Here is a 24,291-nt window from a genome sequence, read left to right on the forward strand (position 1 = left end):
TTGCTCCACTGAAGCCCGCATTCCGCTCCCGATCATGGCGACTGGGACACCGGGTCCACCCCAAAGACTCGTACGCATATGCCCCTTATGAAGGGGATCGCTTTGCACGTCTCGTGACGCGCCCCTCACAAGGTGTCACAGTGGTCACAGCCTGACACTCGGGCCTTGTTGGAGATCCGGCACTGTGCTGGAATTCCACGGACCGCCGCGGGATGGAACCGGCGCGCAGGGGCGCAACGCAGCGCCGAGTGGCGGCGGGAAAGGGGAGCCAGCGCCGGTCACTCACGACCACCAGAGGGGCGCACTGCGCCCTTGAACGACGCCGACACCGTCCCACCGCCTGTGCGGAGGGACGCCTGGTCCAGAGGTTGCGACGCTAGTGCAGGGACGTTTCAAGAGGGATGGCAGCGCTTCGGCGGAGCCGGAGCCGCACGGCGGGACCGACCGCGGTTCCTCGCCCCAGCACGCCCAGAACCCGGGACCGGCAGAGGTCGGCGGCGGCAGCGGTGACCGTTCCGCGCGCCCCGGCGCGAAGGGCGCCGGCACACCCGCCGCCCCGACGGTGGCGGCCCCGACCGGCCCCGGCTCCCGAATAGCACTGCGCAACTGGCGCATCTCGACCCGTCTGGTCTCGCTGCTCGCCCTCCCCGTGGTCGCCGCGACCTCGCTCGGCGCGCTGCGCATCAACCAGTCCATGGACGACATCCAGCAGCTCGACAACATGCGGCTGCTGACGGAGATGACCAAGCAGGCGACCGAGCTCGCCGTCGCGCTCCAGGACGAGCGCGACCAGTCGGCCGGACCGCTCGCCCACGGCGGCACCGCGGCCGACTTCACCGTCAAGGGCGTACGCGACAAGACGGACGACGCGAGCAAGGCGTTCCTGCAGGGCACCCAGCAGATCGACGACGCGAGCGGCGAGGGCCAGCTCACGGGCGTCCGCGACAGCATCGTCGGCATCGCGAGCGAACTGGGCGGCCTCAACACCATTCGCAACAACGCCTACAAGGACGCGAAGAACTCCACGCAGACCGTCGAGGCGTACCACCGCCTCATCTCCCAGCTGCTCGACCTCTCCCAGGACATGGCCGAGGCGACCAGCAACCCGGAGATGATCCAGCGCACCCGCGCGCTGTCGGCCTTCTCCTCCGCCAAGGAGTACGCGTCGGTCCAGCGGGCCGTCATCGCCGCGGCGCTGCCCGCGAGCGACAAGACCTTCGGCTCGCTGTCCGCGAACGACCGGCTGTACGCGCTCTCGGCCCAGACCAGCCAGAAGTCCGAGCTGGAGAGCTTCGAGAACATCTACGGCGACGGCGCCGAGGACCTGACGAAGACCATCGACGCGAACAACCCCACGATCAAGTCGGCCGACCGGTACGCGGGCCGCGTGCTGAGCAGCGAAGCCGGCATGCGCTCGCAGGACAAGCGCTCGTACAAGGACTGGGTCGACGCCGACTCGAGCAAGATCGAGCTGATGTCGAAGATCGAGCTGACCCTGCTCAACCAGATGGAGCAGAAGGCTCGTGAGCTGCGCAGCGAGTCCGAGCGCGAAGCGATCATCTCCGGTGCGCTGATCCTGCTCGTCCTCGGTGTCTCCCTGGTCGGCGCCTTCGTCGTGGCCCGCTCCATGATCCGCTCGCTGCGCCGGCTGCAGGACACCGCGACCCGGGTCGCCCAGGACCGGCTGCCCGAGCTGGTCAAGCAGCTGTCCGAGTCCGACCCGCAGGACGTCGACACCTCGGTCGAGTCGGTCGGTGTGCACTCCCGGGACGAGATCGGCCAGGTGGCCGCGGCCTTCGACGACGTGCACCGCGAGGCCGTCCGACTGGCCGCCGAGCAGGCGCTCCTCCGGGGCAACGTCAACGCGATGTTCACCAACCTCTCGCGCCGTTCGCAGGGCCTCATCCAGCGTCAGCTCTCGCTCATCTCCGAGCTGGAGTCCCGCGAGGCCGACCCGGACCAGCTGTCCTCGCTGTTCAAGCTCGACCACCTCGCCACCCGCATGCGCCGTAACGGCGAGAACCTCCTCGTGCTCGCCGGTGAGGAGCCGGGCCGCCGGTGGACGCGTCCGGTCCCGCTGGTCGACGTGCTCCGCGCCGCGGCGTCCGAGGTGGAGCAGTACGAGCGCATCGAACTCTCCTCGGTCCCGACGACCGAGGTCGCCGGCCGGGTCGTCAACGACCTCGTGCACCTGCTCGCCGAGCTGCTGGAGAACGCGACCTCGTTCTCCTCCCCGCAGACCAAGGTCAAGGTCACCGGTCACGCCCTGCCCGACGGCCGCGTGCTGATCGAGATCCACGACACCGGCATCGGCCTCTCGCCCGAGGACCTCGCCGCGATCAACGAGCGGCTCGCCTCGCCGCCCACCGTGGACGTGTCGGTCTCCCGCCGCATGGGTCTGTTCGTGGTCGGCCGCCTGTCGCAGCGTCACGGCATCCGCATCCAGCTGCGCCCGTCCGACTCCGGCGGCACGACGGCCCTCGTCATGCTGCCCGTCGACGTCGCCCAGGGTGGCAAGAAGGTTCCCGGCAAGCCGGGCCAGGGCGCTCCGGTCACCGGTGGTCCGGCCGCCGCGCAGGCCGCCGCAGGCGTCGCCGCGGCCCGCCGCGGCAACGGCCAGGGCGGACCGGCTCTCGGCGGAGGCGCTCCCGCCGCCGGCGGCGGGCTCCTCGGTGCCGCGCCGCAGCGCGGCCAGGTGGGCGCCGGCCAGGGGTCGCGCGCCGCGCTGCCCGGCAGCGGCCAGGGCGGTCGCCCCGGAGCACCGGGCGGAGCGCGCGGGCCGCAGGGTCCCGCCCTGCCCGCGCAGCACAACCCGGGCAACCCGTCGCAGGGCAGGCCGGCTCCGGCCGGTGCCGGCGCGGGCGGCTACGGCCAGAGCGCGCCGGGCGCCCCGCAGGGCCTCCAGGCCGCCGGGGCAGGCGTACCGCAGAACTTCAACGAGGGCACCGGCACCCGCCGGGGCGGCTTCGGGGACACCGGAACCGGCACGCACCAGGGCGGCTTCGGCGACGCGGTGCCCGGCGCGCAGCAGGCCGGCCCCGCGGCCGCGCCCCCGCAGCAGCCCAAGGAGTCCCGCGGCCGCCGCAGGCCGCAGCTGCCCGGACGCGGCGGCGGCGCGCGCGCCGAGCTGCCCGGCGGCAACGCCCAGCAGCGGCCGAGCTGGAGCGACGAGAACGCCCAGCCGCCGGTGCCGCGTGCCTCGCTCGACGCCCCGCGCGGACACGAGGAGCCGGACCCGCTGTCCTCGACCTCGCGGCTGCCGCGCGTCGACGACCGTCAGGGCCCGGGCTCGACGTCGGAGATCCCCCGGATCGACGACCGCCAGGGACCCGGCGCCACCTCGGAGTTCGCCCGCCCCGACTACGACGCCCCGCGCCCCGGCGCGGCGGCCGCGCAGAACACCGGGTCGTACGCCCGCCCCGACCTCTACGGCTCCACGAACCCGGCGTCCGCGTCGGCCACGGGACAGTTCCCGGCGCCCGGTTACGGCGCTCAGGACCCGTCGGCCACCGGCCAGTTCCAGCAGCCGCAGGTCAACGGGGCCGGGGGCCCGGCCGACTTCGGCGTGCCCCGTCCGCCCGCCTCGCAGCGTCAGCAGCCGCAGCAGCGTCCGCAGCAGCCCGAGGCCCTGCCGCCGGCGGGTCCGGGCGACGGCCGTACGCCGCTGTACGACACGCTGGAGACCAACTGGTTCCACGGTCAGGCTCAGGGCGGCCAGGCACAGCCCGGCCAGGCACAGGGCGGCCAGGCGCAGCCCGGCCAGGCACAGCCCCAGGGCGGTCCGGTGCCCAGCGGTCAGACCCCGGGCGGCCTGCACAACGGCTCCCATGGTCCCCAGGACGCTTTCCAGCAGCAGTCGCAGGCACCGGCCGCACCCTCGCGGCCGGGCGGCCCGTCGGCTTCCTCCTCGTGGCGCAGCTCTCCGAACGACGATCTCGTCCGGCAGGCAGAGCGCGTCCGTCAGCCGTCGGCAGGCGGGGTCACCACCTCAGGCCTGCCGCGTCGCGTCCCGCGTGCGAACCTCGTCGCGGGCACGGCTCAGCAGCAACAGCACCAGCCCGGTCCGCAGGTATCGCGTGCGCCCGATGACGTACGCGGCCGGCTGACCAATCTCCGACGGGGCATCCAGCAGGGTCGCCAGGCCGGTAGTGGCCAGACCGGCAGCTTCCCCAGCCCCACTCACCAGCAGGAGCACTAGTTGAGCCCGATGAGCCAGGCGGCACAGAATCTGAACTGGTTGATCACCAACTTCGTGGACAACACCCCAGGGGTGTCCCACACCGTCGTCGTGTCCGCCGACGGACTCCTTCTGGCCATGTCCGAAGGCTTCCCGCGCGATCGCGCCGACCAGCTCGCGGCGGTCGCGTCCGGGCTCACCTCGCTGACGGCCGGGGCCTCCCGGATCTTCGAGGGCGGCACGGTGGCCCAGACCGTCGTGGAGATGGAGCGCGGCTTCCTCTTCCTGATGTCCGTCTCGGACGGATCGTCGCTGGCGGTCCTCTCCCACCCCGAGTGCGACATCGGCCTCGTCGGCTACGAGATGGCGCTGCTCGTCGACCGCGCGGGCGCTGTGCTCACGCCCGACCTGCGTGCCGAACTACAGGGAAGTCTGCTCCACTGACGGCCCTGGTTCCAGCGAACTCACGCAATCACCGTCCGGCCGACACAATCCCCCCACCGGCCCTTCCAGACGGCACGACTGACCGACTTGCTGTCCCGCCCGGAGGATTCATGACCCCGCCCACCGCCTCTCATGATCCGTACGCAGAGCCGTACGGGGACGAGGGCGACCAGCCGCTGGTACGTCCCTATGCGATGACCGGCGGCCGGACCCGGCCGCGCTACCAGCTCGCCATCGAGGCGCTGATCAGCACCACGGCGGACCCGGCGCAGCTGATGGGGCTGCTCCCCGAGCACCAGCGAATATGCCACCTCTGCCGAGAGGTGAAGTCGGTGGCCGAAGTATCGGCCCTGCTGTCCATGCCTCTGGGTGTGGCCAGAATTCTTGTCGCGGACCTCGCCGAGGCCGGACTCGTCGCCATCCACCAGCCGGGCGGCGACGAGAACAACGGCGGTGCACCGGACGTGACACTGCTCGAAAGGGTGCTCAGTGGACTTCGCAAGCTCTGACGGAGGCCGGACGACCACCTCCGCGAAGATCGTGGTGGCGGGCGGCTTCGGCGTGGGCAAGACCACGTTCGTCGGCGCCGTCTCGGAGATCAACCCGCTGCGCACCGAGGCCGTCATGACGTCCGCCTCGGCGGGCATCGACGACCTCACCCACACCGGGGACAAGACCACCACCACGGTGGCCATGGACTTCGGCCGTATCACCCTGGACCAGGACCTGATCCTGTACCTGTTCGGCACCCCCGGCCAGGACCGGTTCTGGTTCATGTGGGACGACCTGGTCCGCGGCGCCATCGGTGCCGTGGTTCTCGTGGACACCCGCAGGCTCGCCGACTGCTTCCCGGCGGTCGACTACTTCGAGAACTCGGGTCTGCCGTTCGTTATCGCCCTCAACGGCTTCGACGGGCACCAGCCGTACTCGCCCGAAGAGGTGCGCGAGGCGCTCCAGATCGGTCCGGACGCGCCGATCATCACGACGGACGCCCGGCACCGCGCCGACGCGAAGAGTGCGCTGATCACCCTGGTCGAGCACGCGCTCATGGCCCGCCTCCGGTAGGCACCCGGGAACCCCTCGCCGAATTCGGGAGCGCCATACGGCAGTTGTCGTAGATTGGCTGTAGCCGGCTGTGTCCTTCGACACGGCCGGCCTCAGTGTTCATAACGTTTCGACAGAGATATCCGGTCAGACCGCCACGCGTCGCGGTCGCTTGGTGTCGCTGTGCTGATGAGTGCCCCGCCTTTTGGCGGGGCTCGCTCTTTATGACCGTTTTATCTAGGACATACATCACTCGGAATCCCAGGTTCCAAGTGTTTGGAAGAGCGCCGCCTGACGTGCTGGAATGCCTGAACTGCCCAGTAGACAAGGGCGCTGGAGACACCGCGGCACAACGTAGGTGCCGACGCCGAGAGGTTGTTGGTCGAGTGAGGCGAAGCACGAACGGTCCCGAGCCGTCGGCACGGGGCAACTTCACCCCGCCGCCGCGCGGAGCGGCGCCCGCACAAGTGTCCGACCCGGAGCCGATGGCGGCGCCCACCCCGAGCGGCGGACGTTTCTCCCCGCGCAACTGGCGTGTACCGGCCCGGCTGAACGCGATCCTGCTCATACCCGTGCTGGTCGGCCTGGTCATGGGCGGCTTCCAGGTGAAGGGTTCGATCGACACCTGGCAGGAGGCCGAGGACGCGGAGAAGACCGCACGCCTCGTGCGGGCCTCCCTGGCCTACGCCAACCAGCTCATCGAGGAACGCGACATCACCGCGGCCCCGCTGCTGAGCGGCGACGGAGAGAAGAACGCGACCGTCCGCAGGGCCCGTGCCGCCACCGACAAGGCCGCCGACGCCTTCGACGAGGCCGCCCGCAACATGCCGGCCAAGCCGGGTCTCGAACGCCGTCTCACCCTGTTCCGCAAGGTCGAGCCCGCCCTGATCACGCTGCGCAAGGACGCGTACACGAACAAGCTCTCCGGCGTGAAGACCGAAGAGGGCTACGTCGCGATCCAGCACCCGCTCATGGAGTTCGCCAACGAGCTCGGCCTCGGCACCGGAAACATCACCAGCTACGGCCGGACCGTCTACGCGATCTCGCTCACCAAGGCGGCCCTCTCCCTGCAGCGGTCCATCGGTACGCACCTGCTGGTCAAGCCGGGCCCCGGCACCGGCAGCCTGACCAGCCAGCGCGTCGCCCTCTCCTCGTACGCCTACCTCGAGGGCATCGCCGTCGAGGAGTACATCGGCGGTGGCACCGCGGCCGACGCCGCCAAGCTCGAAACGGCCAGGAAGAAGCTCCAGGCCGACGGCAAGACCCAGGCCGAGGAGGCCGCCGCGGCCGCCCAGGCCAAGGGCGAGACCTACGTACCGCCGCCGTCCGAGCCCAACGCCATGGTCTCCGCGCTCGCGGGCCTCGAGTCCACGGACCCCAGCGAGCGCGCGGCGCTCGCCGCCAAGGGCACCAGCACGCAGAACTGGTGGGCGGTCAACACCGCCAAGTTCGACGCCTACCGCACCATCGAGTCCGACCTCGCCGACAAGGCCGTGACCGAGGCCGCCGGGATCGCCGACGACGCCAAGCGGTCCACCTTCATCACCGGTGCGGCCGTCGTCCTCGCCCTGCTCGCCGCGTTCGTCCTGGCCGGCATGGTGGCCCGCCAGATGAGCCGCGCCATGCGCCAGCTGCGCAACGCCGCCTTCACCGTCGCCGAGCAGCGCCTGCCCATGCTGGTCGACCAGCTGTCCCGTACCGATCCCGGCCGCGTCGACACCCGCGTCACGCCCATTCCGATCACCACCACGGACGAGATCGGCGAAGTCGCCCGCGCCTTCGACCAGGTCCACCGCGAGGCCGTCCGGCTCGCCGCCGAGCAGGCCCTCCTGCGGGGCAACATCAACGCGATCTTCACCAACCTGTCGCGCCGCAACCAGTCCCTGATCGAGGGCCAGCTGACCCTGATCACCGACCTGGAGAACAACGAGGCCGACCCGGACCAGCTGGAGAACCTCTTCCGCCTGGACCACCTCGCGACCCGTATGCGCCGCAACGGCGAGAACCTCCTGGTCCTCGCCGGCGAGGAGCCGGGCCGCCGCTGGGACCAGCCGGTCCCGCTCGTCGACGTGCTGCGCGCCGCCTCCTCCGAGGTGGAGCAGTACGAGCGCGTCGAGCTCTCCGGTGTCCCGGAGGCCGAGATCCACGGCCGCGCCGTGACCGACCTCGTGCACCTGCTGGCCGAGCTGCTGGAGAACGCCACGACGTTCTCCTCGCCGCAGACCAAGGTCCGCGTCACCGCGACCCGGCTGCCCGACGGCCGCATCATGGTCGAGATCCACGACAAGGGCATCGGCCTCACCGCCGAGGACTTCGCCGACATCAACCACAAGCTGGCCAACCCGCCGACCGTGGACGTGGCGATCTCCCAGCGCATGGGCCTGTTCGTGGTCGGCCGGCTGTCGGACCGGCACGGCATCCGGGTCCAGCTGCGCCCCTCGGGCGAGCAGGCCGGCACCACCTCACTCGTCATGCTCCCGGACGCGATCACCCACGGTGGCGGTGGCGACCAGCAGCTCCAGCGCGACGAGTTCACCGTCTCCCAGATCATCCCGGAGCAGCAGCAGCCGACGTTCCAGGGCGAGGCCTTCCAGGGCCAGCCGATGCGGACGGCCGCCGAGCTCGGCTTCGACGACAGCCGCTACACCGAGGTCCCGGACGACATCCGGGAGCTGGACCCCGTCGGCCGCTCGCTGATGCGCGAGGAGCGCCGTGCGGCCCTGGAGGCCCAGGCACAGGGCCAGGAGGCCATCGAGGCTCCCCGGTACCAGGACGGCTTCGACGCCCAGCAGCACCCGTACGACACCGGACAGCCTTCGTACGACAACCGGCCCGGTTACGACAACGGGCAGGGCACGTACGAGGACCAGCAGACGACGTACGAGCAGCAGACGGCGTACGAAGGACCGCAGCAGTCCGCGTACGACGAGACGTACTTCCCGTCGAACGGCGGCTATCCGGAACCTGCGTACCAGGAGCCCGCGGAGGAGGAGCGACCCCCGGCCCGCAGGGCCGCGTCGCCGACCTTCTCCGCCTTCCAGGAGCAGTCCCACCAGGACGACTGGCCGCAGCAGGACGCCTACCAGGGTGGGTATCGGTCTGAGTACGCTCCGGAAACGGAATCGCCGCAGGCCGCTGATGCGGAGCGGGACCGCGTAGGCTTCGAGCGTCCAGGACCGACCCCCTCCGCCGTCCACGCGCTGACCGACGCCGGACTTCCCCGCCGCGGATCCACCGCGAGCGGAGACGAGGGCCGGCAGCACGAGAACCAGGACCCGCCCGCGGCCGCGCAGGGCAAGGGCGACTGGCGCTCGTCGAACGACGACCGGTGGCAGCGCGCCGAACAGCTCCGCAAGCCCAAGGCGGGCGGGGTCACGTCCTCCGGTCTGCCCCGGCGGGTACCCAAGGCCAACCTGGTCGAGGGGACCGCGGAATCGACCCCGCAGGGCGGCCCTCAGGTCTCCCGCGCCCCCGAGGACGTCCGGGGCAGGCTGAGCAACCTGCGCCGGGGCGTCGAGCGGGGACGCAATGCAGGCAGTGACACGAACGGCCAGGCCACTGGGGATCACCGCAGTGGGCCTGACAGCACCTACAACCAGGAGCGTTAGTGTGAGCCCGATGAGCCAGGCGGCACAGAACCTGAACTGGTTGATCACCAACTTCGTGGACAACACCCCCGGGGTGTCGCACACGGTGGTGGTCTCCGCCGACGGACTCCTTCTGGCGATGTCCGAAGGCTTTCCGCGTGACCGCGCCGACCAGCTGGCCGCCGTCGCGTCCGGACTGACCTCGTTGACCGCGGGCGCGTCCCGCATCTTCGAGGGCGGCAGTGTGAACCAGACAGTTGTGGAGATGGAGCGGGGATTCCTCTTCCTGATGTCCATTTCCGACGGTTCGTCGCTCGCGGTCCTCGCACATCCCGAAGCGGACATCGGTCTCATCGGGTACGAGATGGCGCTTTTGGTGGACCGTGCGGGTACGGTTCTGACCCCTGATCTTCGTGCGGAGCTCCAGGGGAGCCTTCTCAACTAGCAGACAGACCGTGCGTTTTGCCGTCCCGAGGCCATAAGGTTTCGGGACGCGGCTCCACATTGATGGGTGCCCGGCACAGTCGGAGGAGGAGAAAGTGGCAACACCCCCAGGCGGTTCGTCTTCGGGCAACTGGTCCTACGGCCCCGGCCAGGGGCAGGGTCAGGGTGACGGTTCTCAGAACCCGAACCGGTACAACTTCCCCTCCGCGCCGAGCCACCGGCGTCAGCCGTACGCGCCCCAGGGCCCCCAGGGCCCCGGTCCCTCGCCGTACGACCAGCCGCCGGCACCGCGCATCCAGCCCGTGCAGCCGCAGCGGCGCGCCCCCGAACCGGCGCCCGCGGCGTCGAACCCGCTGGTACGTCCTTACGCGATGACGGGCGGCCGTACCAGGCCCCGCTACCAGCTCGCCATCGAGGCGCTGGTGCACACCACCGCTCAGCCGCACCAGATGCAGGGCCAGTTGCCCGAACATCAGCGGATCTGCAATCTCTGCCGGGAAATCAAGTCGGTGGCCGAAGTCTCGGCGCTGCTGACGATCCCCCTCGGCGTGGCCAGGATTCTCGTCGCCGACTTGGCGGAGGCGGGCCTGGTCGCCATCCATCAGCCCGGCGGCGACGAGAACGCCGGCGGACAGCCAGACGTGACTTTGCTCGAAAGGGTGCTCAGTGGACTTCGCAAGCTCTAGCGGAGGGCCTTCCCGCTCCACCACGTCCGCGAAGATCGTGGTGGCGGGCGGCTTCGGCGTGGGCAAGACCACGTTCGTCGGCGCCGTCTCGGAGATCAACCCGCTGCGCACCGAGGCCGTCATGACGTCCGCTTCCGCGGGCATCGACGACCTCACCCACACCGGAGACAAGACGACGACGACCGTCGCCATGGACTTCGGCCGTATCACCCTGGACCAGGACCTGATCCTGTACCTGTTCGGCACCCCCGGGCAGGACCGGTTCTGGTTCATGTGGGACGACCTGGTCCGCGGCGCCATCGGTGCCGTGGTTCTCGTGGACACCCGGAGGCTCGCCGACTGCTTCCCGGCCGTGGACTACTTCGAGAACAGCGGCCTGCCGTTCGTCATCGCCCTCAACGGCTTCGACGGCAACCAGCCGTACGGCCCCGACGAGGTCCGGGAAGCGCTCCAGATCGGCCCCGACACCCCGATCATCACGACGGACGCCCGGCACCGCGCCGACGCCAAGTCGACGCTCATCACGCTCGTGGAACACGCGCTGATGGCCCGCCTGCGCTAGGCGCGCCCACACCGCGAACGAAGGGGCGCCCTCTCCGTCGGAGAGGGCGCCCCTTCGTCGTGCCGGATCGGCTCCGAGCACACCGAAGGGGCCCGTTCCATGGCGGAACGGGCCCCTTCGGTGTGCTCGGAGCGGCGGCTAGCGCCAGCTGTGCGGGGCGCGGAAGCCGGGCTCGCGCTCCAGACGGCGCCAGCCGGCCCGTCCGCGGCCGCGGTGGAGCGGAGCGGCCGTGGGGGCGGTGGCGGCACGGGCCAGGAGGATCGCCGTCAGGGCGGCGACCTCCTCGGGCTCGGCGTGGCCCTTCTCGACGCGGATGTCAGGGGTGGTCATAGGTCTCAGTCTCCGTGAGAGAGGTTTCCGCGGGGGTACCGCGAAGGGTCCGCAGGGTTACTGCGGCGGGTTGCCGTGCTTGCGGGAGGGCAGGTCGGCGTGCTTGCTGTGGAGCATCGCCAGCGAGCGGATGAGCACCTCGCGGGTCTCGGCCGGGTCGATGACGTCGTCGACCAGGCCGCGCTCGGCCGCGTAGTACGGGTGCATGAGCTCGGACTTGTACTCCTTGACCATGCGGGCCCGCATGGCCTCGGGGTCCTCGGCCTCGGCGATCTGCCGCCGGAAGATGACGTTGGCGGCACCTTCGGCGCCCATCACGGCGATCTCGTTCGTCGGCCAGGCGTAGGTGAGGTCGGCGCCGATGGACTGGGAGTCCATGACGATGTACGCGCCTCCGTAGGCCTTGCGCAGGATCAGCGAGATCCGCGGCACGGTGGCGTTGCAGTAGGCGTACAGCAGCTTCGCTCCGTGCCGGATGATCCCGCCGTGCTCCTGGTCGACGCCCGGGAGGAAGCCGGGGACGTCCAGCAGCGTGATGATCGGGATGTTGAAGGCGTCGCACATCTGGACGAAGCGCGCGGCCTTCTCCGAGGCCTCGATGTCCAGGACACCGGCGAGGCTCTGCGGCTGGTTGGCGACGATGCCGACGACGCGGCCGTCGAGCCGGGCCAGCGCACAGATGATGTTGCGGGCCCAGCGCTCGTGGATCTCCAGGTAGTCGCCGTCGTCGACGAGTTCCTCGATGACCTTGGTCATGTCGTACGGGCGGTTGCCGTCCGCCGGGACCAGGTCGAGGAGGACCTCGGAGCGGCGCTCGGCCGGGTCCTCGGAGGCGGTCGTCGGGGGGTTCTCCCGGTTGTTCTGCGGGAGCATCGACAGCAGGTAGCGCACCTCGGCGAGGCACGTCTCCTCGTCGTCGTAGGCGAAGTGGCACACGCCGGAGGTCTCGGCGTGCACGTCCGCGCCGCCCAGGCCGTTCTGCGTGATCTCCTCGCCGGTGACCGCCTTGACGACGTCCGGGCCGGTGATGAACATCTGCGAGGTCTCGCGGACCATGAACACGAAGTCCGTGAGCGCGGGGCTGTAGGCCGCGCCGCCCGCGCAGGGGCCGAGCATGACGGAGATCTGCGGGATGACCCCGGAGGCCTTGGTGTTGCGCTGGAAGATGCCGCCGTAGCCGGCGAGGGCGGAGACGCCCTCCTGGATACGGGCGCCCGCGCCGTCGTTCAGGGACACCAGCGGCGCCCCGGCCGCGATGGCCATGTCCATGATCTTGTGAATCTTGGTGGCGTGGGCCTCGCCCAGCGCGCCGCCGAAGATGCGGAAGTCATGGGCGTAGACGAAGACCGTGCGGCCCTCCACCGTGCCCCAGCCGGTGATGACACCGTCCGTGAAGGGCTTCCGGTTCTCCAGGCCGAAGCCCGTCGCCCGGTGCCTGCGCAGCTGTTCGACCTCCTGGAACGACCCGGGGTCGAGCAGCAGCGCGATGCGCTCCCGCGCGGTCAGCTTGCCCTTGGCGTGCTGCGCCTCCGTCGCCTTGTCGCTGGGGCCCCGCAGCGCCTCCGCACGGATCGCGTGCAGTTCGGCCACGCGCCCGCGCGCGTCGGCGGGTTCGCTCCCGGCAGGTCCAGCCTCGTCCAAAACGGTCATGTAGCGACCTTACGAAGTCCGGCAAGGAAAGCGAGCCGTCGACTCCGTACAGTCTCCGGGCTGTTTTCCTGGTACCACTGAACAGAACCCCGGGCCGATGCAGGCAATCCGACTGCTCAGAGGGCCCACGGCTTGTAGAGGTCGCACAAAGTCGTCAGCTGAGAGTCACCTCACATTCGTGGGTGGCGCATACCTCCCCCGGAGTGACGCGCAGCCTCAGACGGGGGCCTGTCGCGAGGATCTCGACCGCGGGATCCGCCGTGACGACCCCGCGGACCGGCCGGTTCCAGACGATCTCCAGGGCTTCGCCGGTACGCGGCGGCTCGCTCACGCAGAGGGTGGCGGTGCGCCCCCGGCGGCGGACCAGCACACTCGCGCCCGCCGAGGAGGTCAGCGGGCCCGCCGTACCGGCCGCCCAGAAGTTCGCGGCCGTCAGCCCCAGGGAGCCCACGTGCACGGCCTGGCGGCGGGCGTCGTTGGCGAGGACGGACAGCCACCGGCGGTCGGCGGCGCGGGCCGCGACGGCGTGGCGGGAGGCGCCGGGCATCAGCAGGTACGCGTACGCCGCGTCGACGGGGTCGATGCCGTGGTCGAGCCAGAGCGTCTGCCAGCGCCGGGTGCGCCGTTCGGTCGTACTCGTGCTGTTGATGTCGGACCAGGCGCCCGTGCGGTCCTCGCGCAGGGTGCGCAGCGGTGCCGTGCCGCCGGGGCCGGGGAAGACCCATCCACCGTGGCCCTCCAGGTGCGCCCAGCCGCCGCGGACGGTGAATCTCTGCGTTCCGTTCTCCCCCAGGTTCCGGTTGTCCACCACCGTCTCGACCGGGACTCCGTCGGCGGCGGTGATACCGGCGCCCAGACAGATCAGCGCGTCCGGCACGCAGAACCAGGACTTGCGGGCCTCCAGCGTGGAGCTAAGCCCCCTGAGGTGCTGTCCCACGGCGGCGCACTCCCCGTCCGTCGTGCCGCCGACCCAGGTGGCGGCGGGCCGTGCCGCGCCCCACTCGCCGCCCTCCCGGTCGGCGAGCGGGGTGGTGGAGACGGTGGTGCCGGGGAGGCGGTACCAGTCCACGGTCGGCCAGTACCAGTCCGTGTACTGGCCCGAGTCGCCCGCCCACCACAGCAGCATTCCGGCGCCGGTGTGCCAGCCGCGCGGGTTCTCGCCGTTGCCGCACTCGTAGTGTGCGATGCGGTCCGAGGCCATGGAGAGGTTGGCGGTGAAGCCGGGGCCGCGGTGCACGGCGCGGTCCATGGCGGCGAAGAGCCGGTGGCCCGCGGCTTCGGGGGCGGCGGCCACCGGGGAGTCCGCGACGGCGTGCAGCCGCGCCAGGTCGGCCACGCCGAACTGGGGAGCCGTGAGGACCGGCGACACGGTGTCCCGTTCGATCCAGCCCTTGATCCGTCCGTGCCAGCGCTCCCTTTGCTCCTCGCCCGCGCCGACCGCGAGCAGGGCGATCGCGGCGATCAGGCCCTGGCCGTGGAAGTGGTCGCTCCGCATGACGTGGCGGTCGTCGCTCCTGAGGTAACCACGGCTGATGGCCCGCCCGTTGACGCTGTCCATCACCAGCCCGTCATGGATGAGCGGCGCGTACGCGTGCTCGACGCTGTCCAGCACGATCCGCCTGGCCGGGTCGGTCACCTCCCAGGCGGATCCGGCGAGCAGCGCGAAGAGCCGGCCCAGTCCGTCGAGCACGACCTGCCCGTAGGTCCCCGAGTAGGCCACCCAGGTGTGCTGGACGAACGACCCGTCGGCGTACAGCCCGTCCCCGCGGGACACGTACGGGAAGACGGGCGACAGGGCGTCCCGGGCGAGCGCGATCTTCTCCGGGGACCGGCCGAGGATGCCCCGGAGGGCGACACAGCGGCACAGGTCGACGCGGTTGGCGCCGGTCGAGGTTCCCGCGTAGTCGCGGAGCATCGCGTCCGGGACGAAGTGGTCGACGGCCGCGCAGACGGCGGCCCGCCGGGCTCCGGTGAGCCGGTCGTGGAGGGCGGCGACGATGTCCATGAGGAGCCGGGGGCTGCCGATCTGCCACTCCCACCAGTTGCCGTACCGGGTGGTCGAGGGGTTGTAGACGGTGGCCATGACGTGGTCGAGGCCGCGCAGGACGTCCGCGAGCAGGGCGTCGTCGCCGGTCGATCCGGTGCCTTCCTGGACGTAGGCCTGGGTCATCGTCCACAGCCTGCCGAGGCTCTGGGTGATACCGGTGGGCGGGTCGAAGGGGTGGCCCGGCCACAGGGAGGACGGGGCCGGGTCCATGGTCGTACGCAGGGCGCGGGCGAGGTCGCCCGTCTCGCGGAGGCGGGAGGCGTACGGCTCGGCGCGCGGGTCGTAGCCGGTGCCGAGGGCGAGGGACAGCCAGCGCAGGCGGAGGGTGTCGTACGGGTCTTCGGCCGCGGCTGCGGCTGCGGGGGATGCGGTGGTGACGGTGGCCATGAGCGCGGCCGCGAGCAGGAACGAGCGTCGCGTCGGAGTCATGCTGATGCCGTCTACCACCTCACCCCCCGCGGGGGAACCAGGCGGTGCGGTACCGGGGTGCGCGTCGGGCGGGAACCGTGCCCCGGGGCTAACAGCCGCCGCAGTTGTAGTACAGGACGTCCCAGTGATTGCCCTCGTCGGCGTAGACGTTGCCGGAACCGGACCTGTACTGCGGGGCGCCGTCGCCGCGCAGGCCGATGTAGGTGAAGTTGTTCTTGACGTAGTTGGTGACGCAGGTGGCCTTCGCGAAGTCGAGCTTGTAGCCGTTCCAGTGCGAGTACGTGCCGCTCGCGTGGCCCGTCTCGGTGCCGCCCGTGATGTTCAGTGCGCAGCCGCTGGCCCCCTTGAGGGTCTGGGCTCCCTGGGCGGTGGCGAGGTTGAGCTGCTCGAAGGACGTACAGGTGGGGTTGTTCCGGTCGGAGCAGCCGCCCGACGAGGACCAGGTGATGCCGGCCTGGCGGAACATGGAGGTCGCCGTGGCGTGGCTGATCTTCGTCACGGCGAAGGCGGCGGAGGCGGTGCCGACGACGGCGGCGCCGGGGGCGACGACGAGAGCGAGTGCGGTCAGGGCGGAGCGGAGCTTCATGGGGTGTCCTTCCTGCGGATGACCGGTGCTGTGGGGCGGCTGTGCAGGTGGGGCAAGGAGATGGTGCCCGAGGTCTACGCGTGTCCACCAGAGGGCGGACCGTCACAGCTGCGGACGTCGTCCGGCGGCCCGGAGGCAAAACGCACCGTAACGCCATGAACACACTGCGGATGAAGTTGAAAAGCCAACGGAATAGGTCTACGGTCTCCCGTGTTGGCCTAGTTGAAAGTTCAACAGACCTCGTCGTTGCGGCTTCCGGACGAAACCGCGACCCGTTCTGCAAGGAGCACGTCATGGGAATCTTCGGCCGCACGAACACCGGGACCCCGGCCGCCGGGACCACCACGATCACCCCGCCCGCCGCCGACCTGGCCGCGCTGACCGGCGATTACACGATCGACCCCGGACATTCGACGATCGGTTTCGTCGCCCGGCACGCGATGGTCACGAACGTCAAGGGCAGCTTCACGGACTTCGAGGGGACCCTGCACCTGGACGGGTCCGACCCGGCGCGGTCCACCGCGTCGCTCGACGTCCGGATGGACAGCGTCAACACCGGCTCCGCCGACCGCGACGGACACCTGAGGAGCGCCGACTTCTTCAGGACCGACGAGTTCCCGGCGATGACGTTCCGGTCCACGACGGTGGAGTCCCTGGGCGGCCACGGCTACCGGATCACCGGTGACCTGTCGATCCTCGGCACCACCCGGCCGGTCGGCATCGACCTGGAGTTCAACGGCGCCGCGAAGGACCCGTTCGGCAACGAGCGCGTGGGCTTCGAGGGCACGTCGGAGATCCTGCGCTCCGAGTTCGGGCTCACCTGGAACGCGGCCCTGGAGACGGGCGGTGTGCTGGTCTCGGACAGGATCAAGCTGAACTTCGACATCTCCGCGATCAGGAAGACCGGCTGAGCCCCGAGGCCCGGCTCAGCACGCGCCCGGCCGTCGTCGCGGGCGGGGCGGCCCGGCCCCCCGGTCCGCCCGGCCGGCCGCACACCCGTCCCGGGGCCTCAGAAGCCGCCGCCGCCGAAGTCCCCTCCCCCACCGCCGCCGAAGTCGCCGCCGCCCCCGCCGTCCCCGAAGCCGCCGCCGAAGTCACCGGGGTCGAAGTTGGAGCCCGAGACGTCGCCGCCGTCGTAACCGCCGGCGCCGAAGTCGCCGTAGCCGGAGCCGTAGTCGGACGCGTACGACGGGGTGGCCATCGCGCCGCCCAGCATCGTGCCGATCAGCAGGCCCGGGAGGATGCCGCCGCCGAAGTAGCCGCCGGCCCAGGGGCCGTAGGCCGGTCCGGCGTCCCAGTACGGACGGCGGCCGTACGCGGTCTCGACCTCGCGGACCGCCGGGTCGACGCCGTCTGCCAGGCGGGCCCGGTCCGCCGCACAGACCGGCACCTCGCGGGGCGCGCCGCCCGACGGGGTCCAGGGCGCGTCGGCGACCGAAGGACCGTGGCGCGGATCGAAGAAGCAGGGCGCCCGGCGCTCCGGGAGCGGCCGTCCCTCGCGGCGCGCGGCCAGCACCGCGAGCGAGAAGCGGCCGTCCTGGAGGGACTCGGTGACCGGCCGCACGTCCTCCGGCCGCCGCGCCGCGGCCATCGCCGACTTCGCCCGCTCGTAGGCGTCCAGGGCGTGCTCGTAGTCCGCGCGCATCGCGTCGTCCGCGCCCGGCTCGGCCGGGTGGAAGTCGAGCCGGTCCAGCTCCTCGCCGAAGGCGGTGATGTCCTCGTCGACGACCACCCGCAGCCGGTCGAGCGCGGCCCGCTGCTCCTCGTCCTTGCGGCGCCGGTTGCGCCGGACCACCGTGTAGGCGCCCGCCGCTCCGACGACGGCCACGGCGCCGACCGTGATCAGCCCGCCGGCCGGGACACCGCCCCCGCCACCGGAGTCCCAGCTCCCGGGCGCCGACCCGCCGATGGCGGCCACGGCACGGTCCGTGAAGTCGTTCAGCTGGGTGGTGGTGCCTTCGTCCCGGACGCTGGTGACGAGGTTCCGCACGGCCGTGCGGGACAGCACCGAGGAGTCGGCCCGCGCGTCGAACCGGTCGCCGAGACGGATCGCGTAGAGACCCGTGACGCCGGTGGCGGTGCGCAGGTTCTGGAAGAGGTCCTGGGTAGGGAAGTCCGCGGGCAGCACGGCCACGAAGACGGGCTTGTCGGCCTTCTCGATCTTCGCGGCGAGGGCGTCGGCGTCCGCGTCGGACAGCTGGTCGGAGGCGGCCGGGTCCACGTACACCGGGCTCTCGCGCAGTGCCGCCGCGATCGTCGAGACGTCGGTGGCCGCGCGGGCCGGGGGCGCTCCGGCCGCAAGGACGGCCAGCGCGGCGAGGACGAGCGCGATCAGCAGACCGGGGAAGCCCCGGGTCAGTGCGGCCTTCATATCTTCGAAGCTACCTGACGGGTCCCGAAAGCGGGCACCGGTGCCCGGGCCCGCACACGTTCGCGGGCTCCGCCGTGGATCCCGCCGCGCACCTGCCGAAGGGGCCGCACGGCGGCGGCCCCTCCGGCTGTGCGGTCGAGGTCAGGCGGACCTGTACGCCGCCGTCAGCCTGGCGACCGCTTCCTTGTAACGGCCGGTCAGCAGGAGGTGGTCGGCGTCGGCGAAGGGCTTCGCCGACGCCGCCGTGACGTCCGTGCCGATCTCCTGCTGGACCAGCAGCCGCGCCTGGGTCACCGCGGCGCGTCCGACCGCGTCGGCGCCGGTCCGCTCCGCCGCCGCGGCCTTCAGGGCCAGGACCTTCAGGGCTGCCGCTCCACTCCGCGGGACCTTGGTCAGCGTCGTCAGACCCCAGCCGTACGGGAACTGCGGGTCGTACGCCGAGTCGCCGACGTTGATCGGCAGCTGGGCCTCGGACTTCGGCCAGGTGACGGGGAGCTGCCCGGTGAACGCCCGCTTCCCGTACAGGACGTCGGCCACGCCGTCGCCCTCCGTGCCCGGCAGCCAGGACGCCACCAGGGCGTCGATGTCACCGAGGCGGTCGCCGATCAGCTGGGGCCGGCCGGAGACGATCAGCACCACGCACTTCATGGCGCCGCACACCGTGTCGACGGCCGCCTTGTCGGCGGCGGTCAGCTCCAGGTCGTTGCCGTTGCCGACGTCACCGACCCCTTCGGCGTACGGGGTCTCGCCGACGACGACCACACCCACGTCGTACCCGCCGGTCGGGGCCGAGGCGTCCTCGGAGTAGTCGACGGCCGCCCCGGGAGCGGCCTTCCGCAGGCCCTGGAGGACGGTGGTGCCGTCCGTGATCTTCCCGGAGGCGCCCTGCCAGGTGATGGTCCAGCCGCCGGTCTGGTTGCCGATGTCGTCGGCGTTGGAACCGGCGACGTAGACCTTCTGGGACTTCTTCAGGGGCAGCACTCCGCCCGCGTTCTTCAGCAGCACCTGGGACTCGGCCGCCGCCTGGCGGGCCACGGCGCGGTGTGCGGCCGAACCGATCCGCGACGCCCCGCTGGTGTCCGCGTACGGCTTCTCGAAGAGGCCGAGCTTGAACTTCTGCGTCAGGATGCGGGTGACGGCGTCGTCGACCCGCCGCTCACTGATCCGGCCGGCCCTCACCTCGTCGACCAGGGTCGTACGGAAGTTCTTGTACTCGTACGGGACCATGATCATGTCGAGGCCCGCGTTGACGGAGGTGCGGACGTCGGAGGCGTAGTCGCCGGGGATCTGGTCGATGGCCGCCCAGTCGCTGATGACGAACCCGTCGAAGCCCATGCGGTCCTTCAGCACCCCGTTGATCATTTCCGCGTCGGCGTGCATCTTCACCGGGCCCGCGTCGTCGCCGAGGATGTCGAGCGAGGAGTAGGACGGCATGACCGTGCCGACGCCGCGCTCCACGGCGGTCCGGAACGGCGCGAGGTGCACCGCCTCCAGCTCCTGGCGGCTGACCTTCGTGACGCCCTGGTCGATGGTGTACGAGCCGGTGGTGGACGAGCCGTACTCGGTGCCGCCGTCGCCGACGTAGTGCTTGGCCGTGGCCAGCACGCGGTCGTCGTCCTTCAGGTCCCTGCCGTCACGGGCACCCTGGAGACCCTGGATGACCGTCTCCATGGACTGGACGAGCGCCGGGTCCTCGCCGAAGGACTCGTAGGACCGCCCCCACCGCTCGTCGCGCGTCACGCACAGGCAGGGGGCGAAGTCCCACGGGATGCCGGTGGCCCGCACCTCGGCCGCGGTCACCTCGCCGGTCTTCTGCGCGAGACGGGGATCGCGCGTGGCGCCGATGCCGATGTTGTGCGGCATGACGGTCGAACCGATGAGGTTGTTGTGGCCGTGCACCGCGTCCACCCCGTAGATCAGCGGGATCTGGAACCGCGTCGCCTGCGCCCGGAGCTGGAAGGAGTCGATCATCCGCGACCACGCCTCGGGCACGTTCGGGGTCGGGGTCGAGCCGCCGCCTGAGAGCAGTTAGCCGAGGTCGTACGCGGCGATGTCGCCCGGCGCGGTGAGCGCGCCGCGCTCGGCCTGGGTCATCTGGCCGGCCTTCTCCGCCAGGGACAGCCGCGACACGAGGTCGGCGACCCGCTTCCTCACCGGGAGCTTCGCGTCCAGGTACGGCAGGCCGTGGGCGTCGATGACGACCTGCGGGTTTTCCGCGGGGGCCTTGGCGCCGGTGACGGTGAGCTTCAGCGGGACGGTCTCGGCGGATTCGGCGGACCTGTCCCTGAGCGTGGGGACGCGCACCGTGCGCGAGGTGCCGGAGGCGGTGCCCGCGGGGAAGGTGAGTTCGCCCGCGACCCGGGTGTAGTCCCGGCCGGCCTCGGCGGTGCCGCCGGCCGTCTCGTAGGCGACGGTGACCGGCTCGTCGACGGGGACGGAGCCGGTGGTGGCGACGGAGATCCTCACGGCCGCCTTGCCGCCCTCCTTCACCGGATGGACGGCGGCGTCGGTGACGACGCTCGCCCGCACGGACTGGGAGCCCTTGCCGTACAGCTCGACGCCGTCCAGGGCGAAGTCGCCCTTGACGCCGGTCGGCAGGGTGAGCGCGTACCCCCACATGCCGGTCAGGCCGAGAACCTGGTCGATGCCGCCGACGGGCTGGTAGTCCGTGCGATAGGTGAAGTCGGTGAAGGGGATCTCGATCTGCTTCCAGCCGGTGAAGTCGTCCGTGAAGGACGTCGTCCACAGCTCGGAGGCCTCGCCGTTGGCGCCGCCGTCCTTGATCTCGAAGCTGATCTTCTTGGCGTTGTTCCGGCCCTCCCACCAGAACCGGATGCCCTTGTGGGCCGACCAGTCGTGGGCGGGGCGGTCGAAGGCGAAGTCGTGGGTGAAGCCGCCGTATCCGCTGATGTCGTAGCCGCCGGTGAGGACCTTGTCGCCCTGGGGGGCGTCGTCGCGGGCGGTCAGGGCCAGCCGGGGCGGGTCGTCGGCGTCGCCGCCCCAGGGGAAGATGCCCTCGGCGGGCGGATTCGCGAACGGGACCTCGCCCTCGAAGGTGTCGACGGGCACGGGGGCCGGTTCGTCGGCGCCCGCGGCCGCGCCCGCCGCGGTGAGCGGGAGCAGACCGGTGAGCAGAGCGGCGCAGGCGAGCAGGGCGGTTCTTCGCACGGACATCCGGTCGAGCCTTCCCATGGGCTTCCTCTCGGCTCTCGCGTTCCTCGGAGACGATCAGGTTCCTCTTACGGCTTAGATCACGGCGTGAGTTAACTGGCGTCCCGTCGAGCCGTCAAGACTTCACGCCAGAACCGGTACACAGTCAATTCCCGGCGAGATCACGGCGGTTGTCGGTTCGGCTTGTGAACACGCAACCCCTTGACGGGTACCGGAAGCCGTCATTTACTCACCGGTCGCACGCCCCACTCCCCCACCCCAGAAGGGCGGCGCAACCATGAAGCGCGCACATGTCACGAGGAGAGGCGGCCGGGCGGCCCGGCTGTTCGTCGCCGGACTGCTCACCACGGCCGGCCTGACCGCCGTCGCCGCCGCGCCCGCGCACGCGGCCGGCGAACAGATCACGGCCCACCTCACCACCACGGACGACGACGGTGGCCGCCATGTCGTCCGCGGCTTGCAGGCGCAAACACCGTTCGCCTTCCAATCCGGCAGCGGCGGGAGCGGCGAGAACATCACCGTGGACGAGAACACCCGCTATCAGACGTTCACCGGCGGGGGCGCCTCCTTCACGGACACGGCGGCCTGGCTGATGAACAGCAGCGGGGCGCTGACGCAGTCCACCCGGGACGCGACGATGCGCAAGCTGTTCTCCCCCGCGGACGGCATCGGGCTGTCCTTCCTGCGCAACCCGATGGGCGGCTCGGACCTCGCCCGCTACGGCTACACCTACGACGACATGCCGTCCGGGCAGACCGACGCGGACCTCTCCGAGTTCTCGATCGCACACGACCTGGCCGACGTGGTGCCGCTGACGAAGGAGGCGCTCCGGCTCAATCCGGCGCTGACCGTGATGGCCTCGCCGTGGACCGCCCCGGCCTGGATGAAGGACAGCGGGCAGCTCAACGGCGGCTGGCTGAAGGCGGAGAACTACGGCGCCTACGCCTCGTACTTCGTGAAGTACCTCCAGGCCTACCGCGACCAGGGGATCCCCGTCTCCTACGTCACCGCGCAGAACGAGCCGACCTGCTGCGCCGGTTACCCGTCGATGAGCTGGAACGCCTCCGGACTCGCCTACTTCACCAAGAGCGAGCTGCTGCCCGAACTCCAGGCGGCGGGGCTGTCGACGAAGGTGCTGGCGCACGACTGGAACTGGGACGTGTACGACGCCTACGCCGCCCAGACCGTCGACGACGCGGCGGTGCGCGCCCACCCGAACTTCGGCGGGATCGCCTGGCACGGTTACGGCGGTGACGTCGCCAAACAGACGAGCGTGCACAGCCAGTACCCCTCCCTGGACGCCTTCGGCACCGAGCACTCGGGCGGCACCTGGATCGCCAACCAGCAGCGCGAGGACATGCTCGACATCATCAACTACACGCGGAACTGGGCGAAGTCGGTGACCAAGTGGTCGCTGGCGGTGGACCAGAACCGGGGTCCGCACAACGGCGGCTGCGGCACCTGCTCCGGGCTGATCACCGTCCACAACGGCGACGGGCGGAGCGGGCAGGTCGACTACACCGTCGAGTACTACACGATGGGCCACCTCACGAAGTTCGTCCGGCCGGGCGCGCAGCGGATCGCGTCGACGGCGAGCTCGTCCGTGCCGAACGTGGCCTGGCGCAACCCCGACGGCTCGAAGGCGCTGATCGCGTACAACGACGCATCGTCCGCGAGGACGGTGACGCTCAACTGGGGCTCACAGCACGCCACGTACTCGCTGCCCGGCAAGACCTCGGCGACGTTCACCTGGTCCGGCACTCAGGCCGGGGGCGGGGACCGGGCCGGGGCGCTCGTGGGGCTCGCGGGCAAGTGCCTGGACGTGGCGGGCGGTTCGTCCGCGAACGGCACCGCCGTCCAGCTGCACGACTGCAACGGCTCCGCCGCCCAGCGCTGGACCGTGCGGGCCGACGGCGCGGTCCAGGCGCTCGGCAAGTGCCTGGACGTCACCTCGGCGTCGACCGCCGACGGCGCGAAGGTGCAGTTGTACGACTGCAACGGCACGGCGGCCCAGCGCTGGTCGTACAACGCGTCCACCGGCGACGTGGTGAACACGGCGGCGGACAAGTGCCTTGACGTGACGGACAACGCGTCGGCCAATGGCACGAGGATCCAGATCTGGACCTGCACGGGCGCGACGAACCAGAAGTGGCGCCTGCAGTAACGGGCGCCGCTGAGCACCCCGGGCCGGACGGGCCGCCCACCTGGGCCCGTCCGGCACCCGGCCTAGGCCGCCGGTTCCACCCCGGCGCGCAGCAGCCCGTAGGTGTACGCGTCCTCCAGGGCCTGCCAGGACGCGGCGATCACGTTCTCGGCGACGCCGACCGTGGACCATTCGCCGGTGCCGTCGGACGTGGAGATGAGGACGCGGGTCGTCGAGGACGTGCCGTGCTTGCCCTCCAGGATGCGGACCTTGTAGTCGACGAGCTCCAGCTTGGCGAGCTGGGGGTAGATCTTCTCCAGGGCGACGCGCAGGGCCCGGTCCAGGGCGTGGACGGGGCCGTTGCCCTCGGCGGTGGCGACGATCCGCTCACCCTTGGCGAAGAGCTTCACGGTCGCCTCGTTGGCGTGGGTGCCGTCGGGGCGGTCCTCTACGATCGCCCGCCAGGACTCGACCTGGAAGTACTCACGGGGCCTGCCCTCGGCCTCCTCGCGCAGCAACAGCTCGAAGGAGGCGTCGGCGGCCTCGTAGGTGTAGCCCTGGAGTTCGCGTTCCTTGACGCGCTCGACGACGCGGGCGACGAGTTCGCGGTCGCCGCCGAG

16 protein-coding genes and 1 pseudogene are annotated in these 24,291 nt (G+C 71.1%); 10 read left to right on the plus strand and 7 right to left on the minus strand.

All coding sequences use genetic code 11. The annotated features are described in order from the left end of the window. The first annotated feature begins 379 nt into the window (after positions 1-379). From ACFYP4_RS33820 to ACFYP4_RS33855, 8 genes are all read left to right on the plus strand, one after another. Positions 380-4,198, plus strand: coding sequence for a nitrate- and nitrite sensing domain-containing protein (locus ACFYP4_RS33820; RefSeq protein WP_388790692.1), 3,819 nt, complete (start codon positions 380-382; stop codon positions 4,196-4,198). A gap of 9 nt (positions 4,199-4,207) precedes the next feature. Continuing rightward, positions 4,208-4,621 carry a roadblock/LC7 domain-containing protein gene (locus ACFYP4_RS33825; RefSeq protein WP_010984127.1) on the plus strand — a complete coding sequence of 138 codons (414 nt, stop codon included), beginning with the start codon at positions 4,208-4,210 and terminating at the stop codon, positions 4,619-4,621. Between the two features lie 110 nt (positions 4,622-4,731). Continuing rightward, on the plus strand, positions 4,732-5,130 hold the full coding sequence (locus ACFYP4_RS33830) for a DUF742 domain-containing protein (RefSeq protein WP_059131717.1): 399 nt from the start codon (positions 4,732-4,734) through the stop codon (positions 5,128-5,130). Continuing rightward, positions 5,111-5,686 carry an ATP/GTP-binding protein gene (locus tag ACFYP4_RS33835; RefSeq protein WP_358855758.1) on the plus strand — a complete coding sequence of 192 codons (576 nt, stop codon included), beginning with the start codon at positions 5,111-5,113 and terminating at the stop codon, positions 5,684-5,686. Before ACFYP4_RS33830 ends, ACFYP4_RS33835 begins: the two co-directional genes overlap by 20 nt. A gap of 365 nt (positions 5,687-6,051) precedes the next feature. Continuing rightward, a complete protein-coding gene (locus ACFYP4_RS33840) occupies positions 6,052-9,273 on the plus strand; it encodes a nitrate- and nitrite sensing domain-containing protein (RefSeq protein WP_358855759.1) in 3,222 nt (1,073 codons plus the stop codon). 10 nt (positions 9,274-9,283) lie between these two features. Continuing rightward, complete coding sequence (locus ACFYP4_RS33845) at positions 9,284-9,697, plus strand: roadblock/LC7 domain-containing protein (protein WP_030948713.1); 414 nt, start codon at positions 9,284-9,286, stop codon at positions 9,695-9,697. Between the two features lie 94 nt (positions 9,698-9,791). Continuing rightward, a complete protein-coding gene (locus tag ACFYP4_RS33850) occupies positions 9,792-10,382 on the plus strand; it encodes a DUF742 domain-containing protein (RefSeq protein WP_358855760.1) in 591 nt (196 codons plus the stop codon). Then, on the plus strand, positions 10,363-10,944 hold the full coding sequence (locus ACFYP4_RS33855; RefSeq protein WP_121406158.1) for an ATP/GTP-binding protein: 582 nt from the start codon (positions 10,363-10,365) through the stop codon (positions 10,942-10,944). The genes ACFYP4_RS33850 and ACFYP4_RS33855 overlap by 20 nt, the downstream gene beginning before the upstream one ends. A 138-nt stretch (positions 10,945-11,082) precedes the next feature. On the opposite strand, the gene ACFYP4_RS33860 is transcribed toward ACFYP4_RS33855, so the two are convergent. The 4 genes from ACFYP4_RS33860 to ACFYP4_RS33875 form a co-directional block, all read right to left on the minus strand. Beyond that, positions 11,083-11,274 (minus strand): acyl-CoA carboxylase subunit epsilon, encoded by a 192-nt coding sequence (locus ACFYP4_RS33860; protein ID WP_358855815.1) that lies wholly within the window; start codon positions 11,272-11,274, stop codon positions 11,083-11,085. Positions 11,275-11,331: 57 nt separating this feature from the next. Further along, entirely contained in the window at positions 11,332-12,924 is a 1,593-nt protein-coding gene (locus ACFYP4_RS33865; protein ID WP_358855814.1) for an acyl-CoA carboxylase subunit beta, read from the minus strand. Between the two features lie 154 nt (positions 12,925-13,078). Then, complete coding sequence (locus tag ACFYP4_RS33870; protein ID WP_388790698.1) at positions 13,079-15,400, minus strand: polysaccharide lyase 8 family protein; 2,322 nt, start codon at positions 15,398-15,400, stop codon at positions 13,079-13,081. Positions 15,401-15,488: 88 nt separating this feature from the next. After that, positions 15,489-15,986, minus strand: a complete 498-nt coding sequence (locus ACFYP4_RS33875; protein WP_388790701.1) for a hypothetical protein — start codon at positions 15,984-15,986, stop codon at positions 15,489-15,491. Positions 15,987-16,279: 293 nt separating this feature from the next. Between ACFYP4_RS33875 and ACFYP4_RS33880 the strand changes: the two genes are divergently transcribed. Then, a complete protein-coding gene (locus ACFYP4_RS33880; protein ID WP_388790704.1) occupies positions 16,280-16,897 on the plus strand; it encodes a YceI family protein in 618 nt (205 codons plus the stop codon). A gap of 98 nt (positions 16,898-16,995) precedes the next feature. Here ACFYP4_RS33880 and ACFYP4_RS33885 read toward each other — a convergent pair whose 3' ends face one another. Then, the gene (locus ACFYP4_RS33885) at positions 16,996-18,357 is read right to left on the minus strand and encodes a hypothetical protein (RefSeq protein ID WP_358855810.1); all 1,362 of its coding nucleotides are present in this window, start codon (positions 18,355-18,357) and stop codon (positions 16,996-16,998) included. A gap of 141 nt (positions 18,358-18,498) precedes the next feature. Further along, positions 18,499-21,525 (minus strand): annotated as a pseudogene (locus ACFYP4_RS33890) (glycoside hydrolase family 3 N-terminal domain-containing protein). 280 nt (positions 21,526-21,805) lie between these two features. Between ACFYP4_RS33890 and ACFYP4_RS33895 the strand changes: the two are divergent. Beyond that, entirely contained in the window at positions 21,806-23,692 is a 1,887-nt protein-coding gene (locus ACFYP4_RS33895) for a ricin-type beta-trefoil lectin domain protein (RefSeq protein ID WP_388790707.1), read from the plus strand. Between the two features lie 62 nt (positions 23,693-23,754). Here ACFYP4_RS33895 and ACFYP4_RS33900 read toward each other — a convergent pair. Then, positions 23,755-24,291: alpha-isopropylmalate synthase regulatory domain-containing protein (locus tag ACFYP4_RS33900; RefSeq protein ID WP_358855808.1), on the minus strand; the 537-nt coding region annotated here is incomplete at its 5' end.

Origin of the sequence: Streptomyces sp. NPDC005551 (genome assembly GCF_042871785.1) — a bacterium.
Classification (GTDB): Bacteria; Actinomycetota; Actinomycetes; order Streptomycetales; family Streptomycetaceae; genus Streptomyces.

Coding starts and splice junctions, on each gene's coding strand:
- ACFYP4_RS33825 (WP_010984127.1), top strand. CDS start 4,208: ATGAGCCAGGCGGCACAGAATCTGAACTGGTTGATCACCAACTTCGTG.
- ACFYP4_RS33830 (WP_059131717.1), top strand. CDS start 4,732: ATGACCCCGCCCACCGCCTCTCATGATCCGTACGCAGAGCCGTACGGG.
- ACFYP4_RS33845 (WP_030948713.1), top strand. CDS start 9,284: ATGAGCCAGGCGGCACAGAACCTGAACTGGTTGATCACCAACTTCGTG.
- ACFYP4_RS33860 (WP_358855815.1), bottom strand. CDS start 11,274: ATGACCACCCCTGACATCCGCGTCGAGAAGGGCCACGCCGAGCCCGAG.
- ACFYP4_RS33865 (WP_358855814.1), bottom strand. CDS start 12,924: ATGACCGTTTTGGACGAGGCTGGACCTGCCGGGAGCGAACCCGCCGAC.
- ACFYP4_RS33870 (WP_388790698.1), bottom strand. CDS start 15,400: ATGACTCCGACGCGACGCTCGTTCCTGCTCGCGGCCGCGCTCATGGCC.
- ACFYP4_RS33875 (WP_388790701.1), bottom strand. CDS start 15,986: ATGAAGCTCCGCTCCGCCCTGACCGCACTCGCTCTCGTCGTCGCCCCC.
- ACFYP4_RS33880 (WP_388790704.1), top strand. CDS start 16,280: ATGGGAATCTTCGGCCGCACGAACACCGGGACCCCGGCCGCCGGGACC.
- ACFYP4_RS33885 (WP_358855810.1), bottom strand. CDS start 18,357: ATGAAGGCCGCACTGACCCGGGGCTTCCCCGGTCTGCTGATCGCGCTC.
- ACFYP4_RS33895 (WP_388790707.1), top strand. CDS start 21,806: ATGAAGCGCGCACATGTCACGAGGAGAGGCGGCCGGGCGGCCCGGCTG.